This window comes from Nocardia elegans NBRC 108235 (genome assembly GCF_001612845.1).
Lineage (GTDB): Bacteria > Actinomycetota > Actinomycetes > Mycobacteriales > Mycobacteriaceae > Nocardia > Nocardia nova.
In genome coordinates this window covers 46,877-61,801 of sequence record NZ_BDBF01000004.1, presented here as the reverse complement: position 1 = coordinate 61,801, position 14,925 = coordinate 46,877, and the positions used below count along the sequence as shown (strand labels likewise).

Below are 14,925 nucleotides of genomic sequence, written 5' to 3'. Positions count from 1 at the left end.
CCATTCCTCGGAAAATTTTCCGACATACCGCCCAGCCGGTTCGGACCGGCCGACGGACCGCCGGGGCCTCCCGGACAACCGCGGCGAGCCGCCGCGACGTGCGAGGAATTAAGGTGTTGGGGTGAGTGCTCGTATTCGTCCGGACCTGGAGTCCATTCCGGCCTACGCTCCGGGTCGCAGTCATCCGGGCGCCGTGAAACTGGCCAGCAACGAAACCACCCAGGGGCCGCTCCCGAGCGTGGCCAAGGTGATCGCCGAGGCGGCCGAACTCATCAACCGGTACCCGGACAACTCCTCCGGCGAACTTCGAGCAGCCCTCGCCGAGTTCCACGACGTCGCGGTCGAGAATGTCGCGATCGGCTGCGGCAGCGTCGCGCTGTGCCAGGAACTGGTCCAGATCACGTGCGCCTCCCCCGCCGACGAGGTGGTGTTCGCCTGGCGCTCCTTCGAGGCGTATCCGATCGTCACGCAGGTCGGCAATGCGACGGCCGTGCCGGTACCGCTGAACGACGAATTCGCGCACGATCTGGATGCGATGGCGGCGGCGATCACCGAGCGGACCCGGCTCGTCTTCGTGTGCAATCCGAACAACCCGACCGGAACGGCGTACGGCCGTGCCGAATTGACCCGCTTCCTCGACGCGGTTCCCGACGACGTACTGGTGGCGCTCGACGAGGCGTACTTCGAATATCTGCGCCTGCCCGCCGACGATCGGGCCGACGGCGTCCAGATCGGCCGAGGGCGCTCGAATATCGTTGTGCTGCGCACCTTTTCGAAGGCATACGGGCTGGCGGGGCTGCGGGTCGGCTACGCCGTCGGCGATCCGGAACTGATCACCGCGCTGATGAAGGTGCACATCCCGTTCAGCGTGAATCGGCTGGCACAGGCCGCGGCCATCGCCTGCCTGCAGGCGCGGCACGAACTGCTCGACCGCACCGATCATGTGGTGGCCGAGCGGGAACGTATGCGCGAGACGCTGCTGGCGGCCGGATACCGAGTACCGCCGAGCCAGGCCAACTTCGTCTGGCTGCCGCTGGGCGAGCACAGCGCGGAGTTCGGCGCGGCCAGCGCCGAAGCCGGAGTTCTGGTGCGGCCCTACGGTGCCGACGGGGTGCGGATCACCGCGGGCGATCCGCACGAGAACGATCGGTTCCTGAGTTTCGCCACCGCACCGGACACCGTCGCGCGCTTCGCCGGCTGAACCCGCGCGGCGGTCAGCGCACGCCGAGGGCTGCCGCCAGGGTGGGCCAAGCCCTCGGCAGCTCGTCTTTCCAGTACGGCCAGGAATGCGTCCCCACCGGGCGTAGATCGACGTCGGCCGGGATCTGCATGCGCTCCAGCCGATCCGCGAGCGCCATCGTGCAGGCGTTGGCGCCGGCCTCGAGCGGGCCACCGAATCCGATCGTCGAGACCGCTTCCGGATTGCCCGGAACGTCGTAGGGTCCCGGCACGCCGGAACCGGCGGACAGGAAGATCGCCTTACCGCGCAGGGTGTCGGCGTGCATCATCACGTCGTGGGCGAGCCAATCGGGATCGTCCTGTTTGCCGAACATGTTGTCCGGGTCGCCGCCGTAGGTGCGCACCACGGCCCGCGCCTGCGCCTGCCCGAAATCCGAACCCATCGCGTAGCAACCACTGTGGGCGGCGACAGCGAGATACGCCTGCGGGTTGCGTATCGCCAGCATCATCGCCGCCTCCGCCCCCATCGAGACGCCCTCCACGGCATCGCGGCCGTTGCCTTCGAAGGTCGCGTCGATCAACGGCGGCAGTTCCCGAGTGAGAAAGGTCTCCCATTTGTTGGTGCCGAGCACCGGATCCGGATGCTGCCAATCCGTGTAGTACCCCGCCGGGCCGCCGATCGTGAGGACCACGTTGACGTCCTTGTCGGCGAAGAACTGCACCGCGCCACCGCGCTCGGTCCAGTTGTTGTACTGGTTGCTCGCGCTGCGCCCGTCGAGCAGGTAGACGGTCGGGCGCGGATGGCTGCGATCGGCCGGTAGCAGCACCTGCACCTGCACCGTGCGTCCCATGGCCGGGGAGTCCACGAAAACCCGCAGCCAGCGATCGTTGATCGGTTCGATGTGGTCGATCGACGCGGTGGCCGGACGGGGATCGTCCAGCGCCGGAGGCGGCCCCTCGGCGGAACCCGAATCGGCCGGGGGCGCGGGCGCGGCGGCAATCGACGGCGCTCCCCAGATCGCCCCACTCATCAGGAGTGCGGCGATGGTAGCGCCGGACAGCCGACGCCGTATCCGGCGACGAACCATGGCCGTCATCCTGCCAGAGGTCGTGCGAGGCGTCGAAAACCCACGACGGCCCGATCTCCGGCGAGTCTTCCGACGCTCCGCACCGATTCGGCATCCCCGCACCCGCGCCAGTAGGCTGAGACACCGTTCCGGCGCGCCCGGAACGAGGTGGGTTGCCCGAGCGGCCTAAGGGAACGGTCTTGAAAACCGTCGTGGTTCACGCCACCGTGGGTTCAAATCCCACACCCACCGCAGGTGGAGGGTTGTTTTTCGGTTCGCGGGTCGCGTCCTGCACGGGTTCGGCCCGCAGTCGGCCCGCAGCGGCTTCGGCGCCCGCATCCATCCCAGCGGCAACGGTGTCCAGGTCGTCGGGGAACAGGTGGCCGTAGAGGTCGAGTGTCAGAGTCGCGGTCTTGTGCCCGAGCATGCGCTGCACGACCTTGATGTTGGCGCCGGCACTGATAGCCAGCGACGCCGCAGTGTGACGTAGTCCATGCGGAACGATCCCGTCGAGGCCAGTCGCCTTGACGGCCCGGTCGAACGCCCACCGGAATTCGCTGGACGTCAGATAGTCGCCTTTCCGGCCAGGGAACACCAACGAGTGGGGCGCGAGACCATCCACTACTGCGGCAAGTTCCCTCTCAAGGAACTTCGGGACCGGCACCTCGCGGGTGGTGTGGTTCTTCGTGTCGGTTTCGACCACACCTTCTCCGGTCACACCGGATGCCGATCGGGAGATGCGGATCCGTCGGCGCGACATGTCGATGTCGCTTGCCCGCAACGCGGTAGCTTCGCCGAAGCGAATGCCGGTGTAGGCAAGGGTGAATATCAACGGCTGGAAGCGGCCAGCGGCCAACGCGAGCCTCATGACTTCCAGGTGGGACAGGTATCGCCGCTCCGCCGACGGCATCGAGGGCAGCTCGACGTCCTCCGCGGGGTTCGTCGGCAATCGCTTTGCCTTGATCGCAAACCGCAGCACCCGGTCGAGTATTTGATACGACTGAATCACCCTCGACGCGGAAAGGCCCCTGCCTTCGAAGCGGCTGCTGCCGGCGGCCGACAACCAGACAACCCATTCTTGGATGTCCTCGAACTCGATATCCCGAAGCGCTACGGATCCCCACTGCGGCAGAACGACGGTGTCGAGCAGTGACCTGTACCCGGCGACCGTCTTCGGCTTCCGGCCCTTCTTCGTGGCGAACCACTTCTCTGCTACCACCCTGAAGAGGACACCGCTGCGATCAGGGTCGACCCAGGTTCCGGTGACCACTTTGGTCGTCACGTCGCCGTCGAGGAATCGCTGCGCCTCGACTTTGGTGCTGAACAGCCGTTCGCGCTCGACCCCGTTGGGATCGACGTAGCGGGCGCGCCAACGCTTGCCTTTGCCGTGCTGTTTGGACTTCGCCCGTTTGCGGGATTTCTCGCCGGTGGCGGGGTCCGTCTCGGTGACCCACTTGTACCAGCGGTCCTCCACTCCTGCCCGGGGATTGCGGCGTGCCGTCACTAAGCCGCACCTCCCCTGGCGCTGGTGGCCTCCTGCTCGGCGATCCACGCGAGGATCACGCTCTGGCGCCAGACGCGGCGCCGGCCGAGTTTGAAGCTGGTCGGGCCTGCGCCGATGTGCGCCCAGTAGCGCCATGTCGCAGCCGGAATGCCGGTCAGTTGTTCACAGTCCTTGGCCTGTAGATACTTCTCACTTTCCATATTCGGCGGCTCCTTCCGGGAGGTGGTCACGCGCGGCGTTGATGGTGCGCGTGACCGCGGTGCGGCTCAGTTCGACGTGGTCGGCGATCCGGGCATGCGGCCATTTGCGCTCGAAGCGCAGCCGCAGGATCGTCGCGACCTTCTCCGGATCGCGGCGGCCGGCGGGATCGGCGCTGCAGATCTCTTCGGCAATGTCGGCCCACCGGTCCCGCGCACCGGCTGGTGCGTTGGCGGCTGCCGGGGTCGCTTCGATCTGCCGGATCTGGTGCGCAGTCGGTAACGCGACCGGCATGCCTCCGTTCTCGTGGCGCTCGTCTGAGGCCGGGGTGACACGTTCTGCACAAGCGCTACGCCCCACGCTTTCTGGGCTGCGCACCGCCCGCGCAGCGTCGGTGCGCAGGTTCGGAGCGTGGTGTTCGCGGATGATCATGTGTGCGAGGGCCGCGCCCATACCCAGGACTCCGACCGGCAGGCAGGCCACCAGAACGGTTACCGGCCACGGCGCCACGGCGACGCCGGCGGCGCGCATGAGGTGGTATGCCACCTGTCCGACGGCGCCGAGTACCAGGCTTCCGAATGCCGAATACTTGGCGTAGCTGCGGGTTCGGTCCGATCGGATCCGTCCCGACAGCCAGACATACAGCGCGTAGGAGGCGTACGCCTCCATGCCGATCGGCAGAGTGATCGCGGTATTGAGCGTGAACTGGTCCCAGATTCCCGGCAGCGGTCGGACCGGACCGAACCCGGTGAGCTGTCCAAGTCCGACCCAACCGGACCAGATCGCGACGAACGCCGGCAGCGCCAGCAATAGCACCGGCCACGCTCGCGGCACACTGCGCACCGGCTTCGTCTCGGCTGGTGCGTTGTGGTGCGTAGGGCTGTCGCTGCGCACCGACACCTGTTCGGCGTGGCTGGTGTCGTGCGCACTGGCGGTCACCCGGCCCGGGATGTAGAGAGTGTGGGAGCCGATTTCCAGCGGCGCGAATTGCGGCTCTGAGGAGATATCGAGCGTCACTGTATGCCCCCGTTCCGCTGGAGCGGCCCGTCCGCACCGTGGCGCAGGTAGTCCTCCTGGATGAGCATGATCTGGATGATCGAATCCAGATAGCGCCATTCGATTCGCGTGATCTCGCTGTCGGGGCGGATGCCGCGGTGCGTGCTGCAGAAGAATTCGACGAACTCGGCCGGCGTCCAGTCGCAGAACCCCTCAGCGGCGACTTCAGCTGCGGTGATGGCGTCGAGCGGTTCCTGGTGCACCGAGACGATTTCGACGTCGGTGATGCGGTCGAGCGGCTCGCCGGGTTTGCGGCCTTGTACCTTGCGGCACAGCGTGACTCGGTCACCCGGGCACAGCATCTTCCAGCCGGCTCGGCGGGTGACGGTCTTGGTGCGGTTGCGGACCTGGGTCTCTGTGAGTGCGACGGACATCAGTCGGGGCATGAGGTCTCCTCCTCGGTGGTGGTGTGGGGGCGGGCTTCGAGGTATGCGCTGACCGTGGTTCCGTTGCGCTGGGGGAAGATTCGCCAGTCGGTGACGATGTCCACGACGGGGTCCAGGGCGGTGATCATTGCTTTGACGTGGTCTCGCTCGCCGGTCACTCGGATTTTTGTCGTGTCGCTCATACCCGGCTCCGTACCGCCGCGGGGGCGCCGAGGTTGATGCACTCGGCCATGTGGGTGATGAGGATTTCCATGTCGTTGTCGTCCAGATCGCGGATCACGACATCGAGTGCGGATTGTCCGCCAGTCGTCAGTGCGGTGACTGCGGTGTTGACCAACTGAAGCACACGGATCGGTTCGTTCATCAGCACTCCCCCTCTCCAACGGGCGGCTCGTAGACGGCGGTGTAGAGCTTCGGGGCGGAGAAGTTCGGGGCAGGCGGTTCACCGAGTCCCTCGTACCGGAGCCGCACCTTGCCGCCGACGGCGGTGCGGGTGGCGCCGGCGTCCATGCATGCGCCGATGAGGGCATCGGCGATGCCGGTGCGGACCCAGACCTTCCGCAGGCCCTGCCCATAGGGTTTGGTGGTGCCGTCGGTCTGCACGATCAGGATCGGAACCATGCGCTCGTTGCCGTCAGCGTCGAGTTTCGGTGCGCGAGTGCGGTAATCGAGGTCGGGCTCTTCCTCGATGGCGACGATGACGCCTTCGATCTGCGCGCCGGGTTCGCTGGTGCGGTTGAACGCGGCACGGGTACGCGGGGTGAACGCCTTGCTCATCGTGGTGTCGCCCGCGGGGCGGGCCGGCTTCGTCTTGGTTGCGGTGCCGGTCATGGTGGTGGTCCTACTCGCGTTCGTGGGGGTGGATTGCTGTGTGCCGCTGGGCCGCGCCCGATTCGGGCGCGGTGTCTCGGCGGCTGGCTGGCGGTGCTCGGTGAGCGGGAGCCCGTACGCGGCGGCCAATTCGTTGGCCTTGGCGTAGAACAGGACGGCTTCGGGGGTGCCGTTGACGCTGTCGGCGTGGGCGCGCAGCTTGGTGACCTTGTCGCGGGCTTGATCGGGTGTCACTGCCGTGCCCCTCGTTCCTGTGGGCGGCTGGCGGGCTCGGTGACCGGCACCGGGTGGGTGGATCGGGTGCCGGCTCCGGTGGCCGGGCGGCTGTTTCGGCTCGGGGTGGTTTGATCGAGATCGGTCATCGGTCGAGTCCGTTGAGGACGGGCTTGGTGATGACGGGGCCGTGGAAGATCGGCTGCGCCGGTCGCGGCATCGCCGCTGCGGGACCGTTCGCGGTCCGCGCCTGCTGCCGATCCAGGTCGTGTTCGGCGAATTTGTTTGTCAGTTCGGCGTTTTCGGTGCGGAGCCGCTCGTTCTCGGCCCGGGTCTGGCTGAGTTCGGCGCGGAGTCGCTCGATCTCGTTGATCTGGGTGTGCTCATGGTCGATCTGCCATCCGGTGACCTCGTCGATAACCGTGTCGCGTGGGCCGACGGCGTGGTAGGTCGGGGACTCAGCACCGACTTCGCTGATGTTGACGACCAGATCGGCGTTTTTGGGCCAGCCGTGGGAGTCGTCGGCGAGACGATCGAGCGCCCAGTCGTGTCCTTCGGGGAGGCTGGTGAACTCGGCTCGTTGGGCCATCTCCGGGTGAGTGCGCACGATCTCCGCGCTGCCCACCACTACCTCGTAAGAGCGAGCTCGCTCACTCTCTGGGCGGTTCCGAGGTCCTGTCTCGGCGTCCCGTTCCACAACTTCGGACGCCGGTTCCGGCCGCGCGGGCGCGGGCTGCTGTCCGAACTGCTCTTGCTCTCGTTCGACCGTCGGCACCCAAGCGCGCTGGAACGACGGCTGATACGCCTGCCGCTGTTCGGCCAGTGCGGCGTAGGCGGCGCGTTCGCGGTGCAGCTGTTCCCACTGCTGCAGCTGGCGCTGTTCGGCCGGGCCGGCGATACCGGTACGCAGCCGGGTCAATCCGTCGCGTGCTCGCGCACGCAGGGTGTCCAGACCCCAGGTCGGCCGGAAGATGGGCCGGACCGGGTCGCGCGGGTAGGCGTGGACGGTGGCCAGCGAGGTGACGGCCTGACCGCGTTCGGTGGCCGTGAGGTGCTGGGAGCCGTAGATACGATTCTCGATTCGCTGCCGGGTGGCGTCGAGGTCGCGCTGGCGATCGAACCAGGTGTCGGGGGTGTCCCACGCGCGGATTTGCTGTTCGTTGAGCAGTCTCCACCGGTATTCGACCAGGCTGGCGGTCAGGCGTCGACGCTCTTGGGAGTGGGCGAATTTGGTTTGGTGGGCGTCTGCCTTGACCAGTGCGTTGATCTCGCGCCGCACACTGCGGGGCACGCGCGTCGCGGTCGGGTTCATGGTTCGCCAGGAGCTCAGAACGTGGTTGACCCGGCGGGCCAGCCCGGACATTTCGTTGACGATCTGGTCGGTTTCGGATGTGTTGTGAGGCATATGGTTTGGTCCTCTTCTAGTCGGTGGTTGGATCGCGGTGTCGGTTACCAACGGGCGCGCTTGGCGCGGGCGAGCTGGCGAAGGTTGGGGCGGCCGTGGGTGGTCCACACGCTGTGGCCGGTCCAGCCGACGCCGTAGATGAACCAGGCGATGCCGACTGCGGCGCCGGCGGCGAAGAACGCGATCACGGTGATCGCGGCGACCGCCACACCGGTGGCCGCGGGGCGCCACCAGAACGCGATGACTGCGCGCCATCGCAGCGCGGCGGCGACCCACGGATCGTCGAGGTTCTCGATGTCAGCGGCCGGCAGAGCCCCAGTGTCGGTGGCATCGAGGTCGGGGACCGCGGCAAGGTGGCGTGCGCGTCGCTCGGGCGTGTTCTTGGGCATGGCGTCGGGGAACATCGCGTACAGCTGTCCGACGCTGGGGGTTTCAACGTCGAGGCGGTCGTCTGCGGCGGGTTTGGGTGCCTCGATCGCCTTCTCGGGGATGGGTGGGATGTCGTCGGGTTCGATGGGTTCGGGCAGCATGGTGGGGTCCTCCTTTGCCTGCTGGTCCTGGGATTTGTCTGGCTGGTCGTCGTGGTCGCCGAAGTCCTTGGCGGGGCTCACGCGGGCGCTCCACGCCCGTGGAGCAACGCACCGCCGGCACGTCGCCACCGGCCCTGCTTGGTTGTGGCGTGCTTGGTGCTCGGCTGCATTGGGCGCAGCGGGATCGTGTCGGGATCCAGCGGTGTGATTCGTCCCCATGTCGCGGTGCCGCGGTTGACGTAGACGCAGTCACCGGGTTCGAGGCGCCGCAGCAGGTTCGGGTCGATGAGCAAGGCGTCCTGCATGCGGACCTGGCCCTCGTCGCCGTGGCGGTCTCTTAACGTGTGCCGCGACGGTTCCAGCGCCCGGCGGGTGCCGTAGAGGGTGACGACGTCGTCGGGGCCTTCCATGCCGAAGCACAGCAGCCCACCGGACCATGCCTTCATGAGCTGTTTGGCGTCGCGGTCGGTGCCGGCCAGCGATTCGAACGAGTGCGCGCCGACGATGCAAGCCACGCCCTGCGAGCGCAGTGCCTCGCAGGCATCGGTGAGGCTGGCGCCTTCCGACACCCGGGAGAATTCGTCGATGGTGAAGGTGATCTCGCAGCCGTGCGGGGTCGCGGCGACCTGTTCGACCAGCTTGATCACGGCTTTGGCCTGCGATACCGCGACACTCTTCTGCGCGGTGCCCGGAACGGTGATGAACCAGTAGTCCTTGTCGAGCAGATCGAACGGACCGTCGAACACTCCGTCCAACTCACGAAACAGGTTGTCGAAACGTGCGGTCTCGGCCGGCAGTACCGGCTGTTTGCCGTCGTTCGCGGCGATGATCGCGTTCAGCTCCGGCCGGTGCGCCGGTTTGTCCGGGAACACGAAATGTCCGTCGCCGTTGAATTCGCCTCCCCACGCATGCCACAGCCACGCCGGGTCGAACCGCGACATGAACTCCTTCGAGTTGGTCGGCGGGTTCTCGCTCGGGCCCTTCCCGGCGTCGGGATCGGGGGCGTCGATGATCAAGTGCACCAGCGAGATACGGAGTTCTTCGTAGAACTTCTGCGCTGAATCGCTGGCCTTCGCAGTAGGGGCAAGGTCCTCGATGACATGCCGCAACGGGCCCGCCTTCAGCGCCCAGATGTTGAGTTTGTCGGCCGGGACCATCGCGATCCGCGACGGGTGCACGCCGCCGGCGAGCAGGGCCGCCTTCAGGTCCGCGTAGGTGACCAGGTCTTCGATGCCGCCCTTGCAGGACAGGAAGATGCTCACCGCGCGTTTGGGCTTGATACCCAACGCCTTCCGCGTGGCCGTCGGCAGCGCCGCGGCGGCCAGATAGCGCTCGTGGCTGGCGAAATGCGACGCCACCGACAGCCGGCACTCCCCGGTGGTCTTGCCCGAACCAGGGCCACCCAGGATGCCGACGTGCTTGCGGACCGCGCTGTACGGGATCGTCAGCAACGTGTCCGTCGTCGAGCTCAACTGTCCGGCAACGGACTTACGGTGCTGGCTCACCACGGCGGCCTGTCGTCCGAGCACGATGCTGCGCCGTCCTCGGCCGCGGCCGGTGACCGTGGTCAGCGGTGTGGCCCGGCCTGCCAGTGCCCGGGCGGCGTTGAACTTGGCGTCGATCTCTCGGCGCTGCGCGCGCTCGGTGGCGGGAATGTCTTTCTTGCCGACGGTGTGCAGCTGGTTGCGGTTGCGTGCCCACCACCACGTCGCCGCAGCCAACGCGACCGGGATACCGGTCACGCTCATCTCCAGCATCGCGGGCAGCCAGTCGGCTTCCACCGCCAGCGCGGTGCCGTGGGCGAACAGTTCCAGCGGCGCCCACGGCGACGTGCCCACCAGCGCGGTGGTCGCGGGCAGGATCAACGAGGCAGCCGCATAGTTGCGCAGCCGCGCCGGCTCCCACCCCATCCGGCGCGCCTGAAGGATCGCGGCAGCGGTCATCGCGCCGGTGACACCGACGCCGGCCCCGGCATCGGCGAGAAACGCGCCCAGGTGTTGCACCCATTCGGTATTCGGGTGCAGCGAGGGGTCGTGGGTGTTCATGAAGTGCAGCCAGCCCGGCTCTTTCGCCTGCTCCCCGTGCTGGGTCGTCGTCACCTCGAACACCGGATGCTGCGGCGTCGGCGCCGATGCGCTGCCGCAGTCCTGCGGGGTAATCAGCGGGCGACAATCGCCCACCGGTGCGGGCGTGATCTGCTGCGGTGCGGGCGCGTTGGCTGCGTCGCAGTCGTGGGGTGTGATGAGCGGTAGGCACTCGGTCGGTGCGGGGATTCTGTCGTGGGTGGTCATGCGGTGCCCTCCTGTCTTGCTGCGGGCAGGTCGATAGAGCGGTGCGCGATGACGTCGGCCAGCGACCGCAATCGGATGTCGGGACGGGCCGGGATTCGGCCGGCTTGGATGAGGTCTTCGATCACGCTGATCAGGGCTCGGCTGATCTGTTCGGTGCCGTAGACGTAGAGCAGACCGGCGTCGATGGCGGTGGCCTGCTTGTAGGCGTCGACCACGGTGGCGGCCAGCCGCTTCTTCGTGGGGCGCTTCAGCGTCAGCTCGACCTCCACAGCCAGCCAGCGCCCGCGGTGCAGATAGCGGCCGTCGTGCACATGCGGGCGCCCGAATCCCGGCCTACGCGGCACGAGCCCGCCGCGGTCGACAACCATCAACCCGCCCGGACGCTGCCCAGCCGCGATCGCGGCGTCCCGCAACAGCTTCCGTTCCGGCACCCACAGCGATTCGTCCAGTCCGCACAGGGCGGCCCGTACACGGGAGACGGCGAGTTTGTGAGTGATGTTGGTACCGGTCGGATTCCACGGCGAGACCGCGTGTTCGAGGCGCTCTGCGGCCACCGCCGGCCACGGCCAGATCACCGTGACGTCCCGGTCGGCGTTATCCGGCCGGATCGACACCGACCGCAGGACACCGAAGCCATCCCGCCACCGCTCGATCAGGGTGTATGTGCGGGAACGCTCGGTGCCGCACGCCAGCTGCACGGCGGTGAAGTCGAGACACCACTGCTGACATGCGAAGCGCGTGACCTTCTCGTCGCGATCGGTCCACTGCAATCGCGGGTTCGGCTTTGGTCGTGTCATCGGTCCAACCCCCAATCGAGTTCGGGCCGGTCCGGTGTGCCGGCAGGTGCGAGGTGAGCGGATGCGAACTGCCGATCGCGCACGACGGTGCGTTTGGTGACGTGCAGGTGCTCAGCGATTTGCGACGCCGATCGACCGCGAGCGGTGAGTTCGGCGACCTGAGCGCGGCGCGCCTGCCGAATTTCTTGCTCCGACGGCGGTTGCCATCCGGCGCGGTCCGGTTGCGCATTCGGGTCGTCGAGGGCGTCTTCATCCCATTCGAACGGCAGTGCCCAGCCGCGGGCGCGGCCGTAGGCACGGGCCTGATCTGACGGCCCTGGCGTCATCTGCAGCCGGCCGAACAGAGCCTTGATGTCACGGTCGCGACCGGCAGGCAGCGACTGCCCGGTGTGGCCTTCGGGCAAGGCTCGCTCGACGAGAGCGGCCATAGTGGCGTGACTGGGCTTGATTCCCAGTTCGTGGGCCAAACGACTTTGGGGATACCCGTACGCGATCAGTGCCTGAATGCGTCGCCGCGCCCCGGTGATCGGCACCAGTGCCGTGTCCGCCGCGACGTCGCCGGCCCGTTCGGGCACCGCGACCGCGAGAATTGCTTGCTCGGTCTTCGCGCTGATGTGCTCGGTTTCCGGGCGAGCAAGGTTGGTCATCGTCGAATGGCTGATGCCGGCCAGCTCCGCCACATGCTTGGGTTTGAGTCCGGCAGCAAGCAGCTGGTCGATGTGCGCGCGTGCAGTATCTGGAGCGACGCGTGGTTGCCAACGGCCGTACGCCAATTGGCGGCGCCGGTGCCGGCTGTAGGCCGCCTTACACATGCCGTGGCCCTGATCGCCCGGCCTGCCGCAACCGCAGCTGCACATCGGATGTGCATCGGAAGCCGTCATCGGTCCAACCCCCAATCCATCTGCGGGCGACCGACATTCGGTTGGCGCGGAACGGAGACCGTGGGAACCTGGCGCGGCCCCGTCCCCCGCCCGGCTGGGCCTTCGCGGTACAGCGCGAGCTGATCGGCCGGTATACGGGTGAGTTGGTTGATGTCGTGGCCGGCGTCGAAGTGGTCCGACAGGTCTTTTCCGGTCGCGGCCTGCATCACCTCGACGTGCCCGCCGATCCCCTGCAAGCAGTCGTGCACGCTGATCGCGTGGTCGAACCCCGGTCCGTCGCGGTCGGCGACGATGACCACATGCCGGGCGCCACGCAGCTGCTCGGCGTGTTCGGGCCGGAACTTCCCCGCACCGCCGGCGTTGCAGGTCGCCGGGTAGCCCGCGGCGATCGCGCGATCGACGTCCTTTTCGCCCTCGCACACCAAGATCGGGTGACCCTGCTCGATCGCCCACGCCACAATCGGTGCCTGATACAGCACCGGCTTGAATCCCCCCGACACCCACGTGCGATCGGAGGCGTCCCAGCGGCGCTGATAGAAGCCCTTCTCGATCCCGTGCTCGTGCGGGGTCACGGTGCGAACCACCTGTCCGACAGGCTCATTCGCCGCAGTCGTGTACGTGTAGGTCGCCACCCGGCGTCGCGGCCCGACAACGGCACCCAAATCGCGGGACGGCTGCTGAGGTCGGTGGCGGCGAACCGGATTCGGCGCCGCGGCCGGCCGACGCTGCTGGCCGGCCCGCTGCCTGCCGCGACCGCGCTCGGGCAGATGATCGAACAGATCACGCACCCGGATGTGCGCAGCCTCCAGCACCTCTTCCTGCGGACACCCGGCGAAGCAATTGACGATCGTCTTCTCCCGACGCGGGTCGTACTTCACACCCAGCGACGGCGACGAGTCCTCGTGCGCAGGGCAACGGAACTTCGTCCACTGCCCGGAATTGCTCGACGCCTCGACGGTGACCTGCCGCAACGCATCGACCACCCGATCGAACGACGGCCCAAATCCCTGCCCGGTCATAGAGGCACCACCCGGACGAATCCCGAGAAGCTCGTCAGCCGAGTCCGGCAATGGCGGGCGCCGCACCGAACAGTCCGGTAGGCATCGAAGGTGTCGCGAAGATCCTCCAAGCAGCTGTTGCAGGCGAAAACCACGGAGCCGCAGCACAAGACCGTCACAACCCAGCACACCCGGTTACTGCACGGACGTCGGTCCGCTAGCAATTCACATTCCGGGAGCAGATCGTCGGTGAACAGCTCTACCGCCGGTTCGACCGTCGTTGCGTAGTCGCGGACTGATGAAAACGACTGGTTCATCGGTCCATCCCCCGGTCCTGCTCCAGAAACGCGCCGGATCCGAGCCACTGGCCTGGCACCCGTCCTGGGGTGCGCACGGTCGGCGGTGTCGGTGCGTCGACCGAGACGAGCCGGTCGGCAGTCTCCGGATGGCGCGCCGCCGCTTCGGCGAGGTGCGGGATCTGCTGCACGCGCGTGGGAATCGCCGTCTCGCGGGCCTGAGCCTCAGCGTCGCGGACCAGTTTGACTGCCTCGCGCGGGTCGAGCCCGATGCCGAGCGCCAGGGTCTTGATCTGCGGCCAGTCCCGCCGGGCAAATGCCCGCACACGGTGGGTGTTCGACAAGCGCGCGACCACGAGAGCGTCACGCGCTTCCTCGGCAGTGAGGTCGTCACGATCGGGCAGCCAGGAGACCTGCCAGCCGCGATCACCGCGGGCGGCGGTATGCGGCAGATCGTCGAACCCCATCCGGTTCGGTTCCACACGCACGCCGGCCGCCCTGGCAGCCTGAGTCAGTCGAGTATTCATCGCGCCAGCCCCCAATCCCGCTCCACAGCGGTCGGATTCGAGGACTTCTCGACCATCGGCGTGGCCGCACGGATCAGGCCGATCGCCTCATTCACGGTCAGCCCGAGCGAACTGGCCCACTCCCGGGCTTCCAACCGATCCGGTGCCACCGCCAGGCGCATTCCATCTCGCGCCTGCTCGGACGTGAACTGGCGACCGGGGAGCCCCGTGAACGCCCACTTGCCGTCACCGATGTCCATCGCCCGGTGCTCGGTCGCCTCCGACCGCATAACACCCTGATCGACAGTGATCGACGGAATGGCCGGCGCAGCGGCGCGCGCCCACTCGGCAGGACCCCAAACCTTCGGCAGCCTCATCGAGTCACCCCCTGCGGGGCACCGCACTCGGCCGGAACAACGGCCACCTGCCCGGTTCCCGGCTCAGGGCAGACGACGATGGTCGGATCCTGGTTTGTCCCGCGGTCCAACAGCAGCACCGCGGCGTAGAAGCCGGCCGCAAACGCGAGTGCTACCACCAACAGCGCAGCACGCTGGCGCGCGGTGAGCATCGGCGTCCGAGAGCGCTGGCCCGTGCTGAATCCGCCGCCGAGAAGCGAATCACCAATGCCGATCGGCTCACCTGTGCGGTGATCGAATGTGTAGTAGTAGCGGTCCATCTCGGTCATCGCCGCGCCCCCGATCGGCGGGGACGCCGGCGCCAACCGGCCCACAGCACCACCAGGAACACAACCGCAAGCACCGTGCTCGGCGAAATGAGGAAAAGCAGG

18 protein-coding genes and 1 tRNA gene are annotated in these 14,925 nt (G+C 67.5%); 2 read left to right on the top strand and 17 right to left on the bottom strand.

Annotation, left to right across the window (positions count from 1 at the left end; all coding sequences use genetic code 11):
- Positions 1-121: 121 nt before the first annotated feature.
- Positions 122-1,201 carry a histidinol-phosphate transaminase gene (hisC, locus tag NE2_RS03980; protein ID WP_063023954.1) on the top strand — a complete coding sequence of 360 codons (1,080 nt, stop codon included), beginning with the start codon at positions 122-124 and terminating at the stop codon, positions 1,199-1,201.
- Positions 1,202-1,214: 13 nt separating this feature from the next.
- Here hisC and NE2_RS03975 read toward each other — a convergent pair whose 3' ends face one another.
- Positions 1,215-2,210 carry an alpha/beta hydrolase gene (locus tag NE2_RS03975; protein WP_233429656.1) on the bottom strand — a complete coding sequence of 332 codons (996 nt, stop codon included), beginning with the start codon at positions 2,208-2,210 and terminating at the stop codon, positions 1,215-1,217.
- A gap of 203 nt (positions 2,211-2,413) precedes the next feature.
- On the opposite strand from NE2_RS03975, the gene NE2_RS03970 reads away from it, so the two are divergent.
- A tRNA-Ser gene (locus NE2_RS03970) sits at positions 2,414-2,498 on the top strand.
- Here NE2_RS03970 and NE2_RS03965 read toward each other — a convergent pair.
- The 16 genes from NE2_RS03965 to NE2_RS03895 form a co-directional block, all read right to left on the bottom strand.
- The gene (locus NE2_RS03965; RefSeq protein WP_167356700.1) at positions 2,464-3,750 is read right to left on the bottom strand and encodes a tyrosine-type recombinase/integrase; all 1,287 of its coding nucleotides are present in this window, start codon (positions 3,748-3,750) and stop codon (positions 2,464-2,466) included. The two genes, NE2_RS03970 and NE2_RS03965, sit on opposite strands and share 35 nt — an antisense overlap.
- The gene (locus NE2_RS03960) at positions 3,750-3,950 is read right to left on the bottom strand and encodes a helix-turn-helix transcriptional regulator (protein WP_063023950.1); all 201 of its coding nucleotides are present in this window, start codon (positions 3,948-3,950) and stop codon (positions 3,750-3,752) included. The genes NE2_RS03965 and NE2_RS03960 overlap by 1 nt, the downstream gene beginning before the upstream one ends.
- Entirely contained in the window at positions 3,940-4,965 is a 1,026-nt protein-coding gene (locus tag NE2_RS36655) for a sigma-70 RNA polymerase sigma factor region 4 domain-containing protein (RefSeq protein WP_218018551.1), read from the bottom strand. The genes NE2_RS03960 and NE2_RS36655 overlap by 11 nt, the downstream gene beginning before the upstream one ends.
- The gene (locus NE2_RS36550; protein ID WP_174553909.1) at positions 4,962-5,390 is read right to left on the bottom strand and encodes an ASCH domain-containing protein; all 429 of its coding nucleotides are present in this window, start codon (positions 5,388-5,390) and stop codon (positions 4,962-4,964) included. The genes NE2_RS36655 and NE2_RS36550 overlap by 4 nt, the downstream gene beginning before the upstream one ends.
- Complete coding sequence (locus NE2_RS35445; RefSeq protein WP_146165135.1) at positions 5,378-5,572, bottom strand: hypothetical protein; 195 nt, start codon at positions 5,570-5,572, stop codon at positions 5,378-5,380. Before NE2_RS35445 ends, NE2_RS36550 begins: the two co-directional genes overlap by 13 nt.
- Complete coding sequence (locus NE2_RS03945) at positions 5,569-5,754, bottom strand: hypothetical protein (RefSeq protein ID WP_146098686.1); 186 nt, start codon at positions 5,752-5,754, stop codon at positions 5,569-5,571. Before NE2_RS03945 ends, NE2_RS35445 begins: the two co-directional genes overlap by 4 nt.
- Positions 5,754-6,455: a DUF2786 domain-containing protein gene (locus NE2_RS03940; RefSeq protein WP_063023947.1), complete on the bottom strand. Its 702-nt coding sequence runs from the start codon at positions 6,453-6,455 to the stop codon at positions 5,754-5,756. Before NE2_RS03940 ends, NE2_RS03945 begins: the two co-directional genes overlap by 1 nt.
- 124 nt (positions 6,456-6,579) lie before the next feature.
- Complete coding sequence (locus NE2_RS03935) at positions 6,580-7,839, bottom strand: coiled-coil domain-containing protein (RefSeq protein ID WP_063023945.1); 1,260 nt, start codon at positions 7,837-7,839, stop codon at positions 6,580-6,582.
- 44 nt (positions 7,840-7,883) lie between these two features.
- Positions 7,884-8,450 carry a hypothetical protein gene (locus tag NE2_RS03930; RefSeq protein ID WP_063023943.1) on the bottom strand — a complete coding sequence of 189 codons (567 nt, stop codon included), beginning with the start codon at positions 8,448-8,450 and terminating at the stop codon, positions 7,884-7,886.
- Positions 8,447-10,660 carry a hypothetical protein gene (locus NE2_RS03925; protein ID WP_063023941.1) on the bottom strand — a complete coding sequence of 738 codons (2,214 nt, stop codon included), beginning with the start codon at positions 10,658-10,660 and terminating at the stop codon, positions 8,447-8,449. Before NE2_RS03925 ends, NE2_RS03930 begins: the two co-directional genes overlap by 4 nt.
- Complete coding sequence (locus NE2_RS03920) at positions 10,657-11,457, bottom strand: hypothetical protein (protein WP_146165134.1); 801 nt, start codon at positions 11,455-11,457, stop codon at positions 10,657-10,659. Before NE2_RS03920 ends, NE2_RS03925 begins: the two co-directional genes overlap by 4 nt.
- Entirely contained in the window at positions 11,454-12,338 is an 885-nt protein-coding gene (locus tag NE2_RS03915; RefSeq protein WP_146165133.1) for a helix-turn-helix domain-containing protein, read from the bottom strand. Before NE2_RS03915 ends, NE2_RS03920 begins: the two co-directional genes overlap by 4 nt.
- Entirely contained in the window at positions 12,335-13,357 is a 1,023-nt protein-coding gene (locus tag NE2_RS03910) for a hypothetical protein (RefSeq protein WP_146165132.1), read from the bottom strand. Before NE2_RS03910 ends, NE2_RS03915 begins: the two co-directional genes overlap by 4 nt.
- Before the next feature lie 292 nt (positions 13,358-13,649).
- Positions 13,650-14,099 carry a hypothetical protein gene (locus tag NE2_RS03905; RefSeq protein ID WP_063023932.1) on the bottom strand — a complete coding sequence of 150 codons (450 nt, stop codon included), beginning with the start codon at positions 14,097-14,099 and terminating at the stop codon, positions 13,650-13,652.
- Between the two features lie 56 nt (positions 14,100-14,155).
- A complete protein-coding gene (locus tag NE2_RS36545; protein ID WP_174553908.1) occupies positions 14,156-14,398 on the bottom strand; it encodes a hypothetical protein in 243 nt (80 codons plus the stop codon).
- 113 nt (positions 14,399-14,511) lie between these two features.
- Positions 14,512-14,823: a hypothetical protein gene (locus NE2_RS03895; protein ID WP_063023928.1), complete on the bottom strand. Its 312-nt coding sequence runs from the start codon at positions 14,821-14,823 to the stop codon at positions 14,512-14,514.
- Positions 14,824-14,925 lie beyond the last annotated feature (102 nt).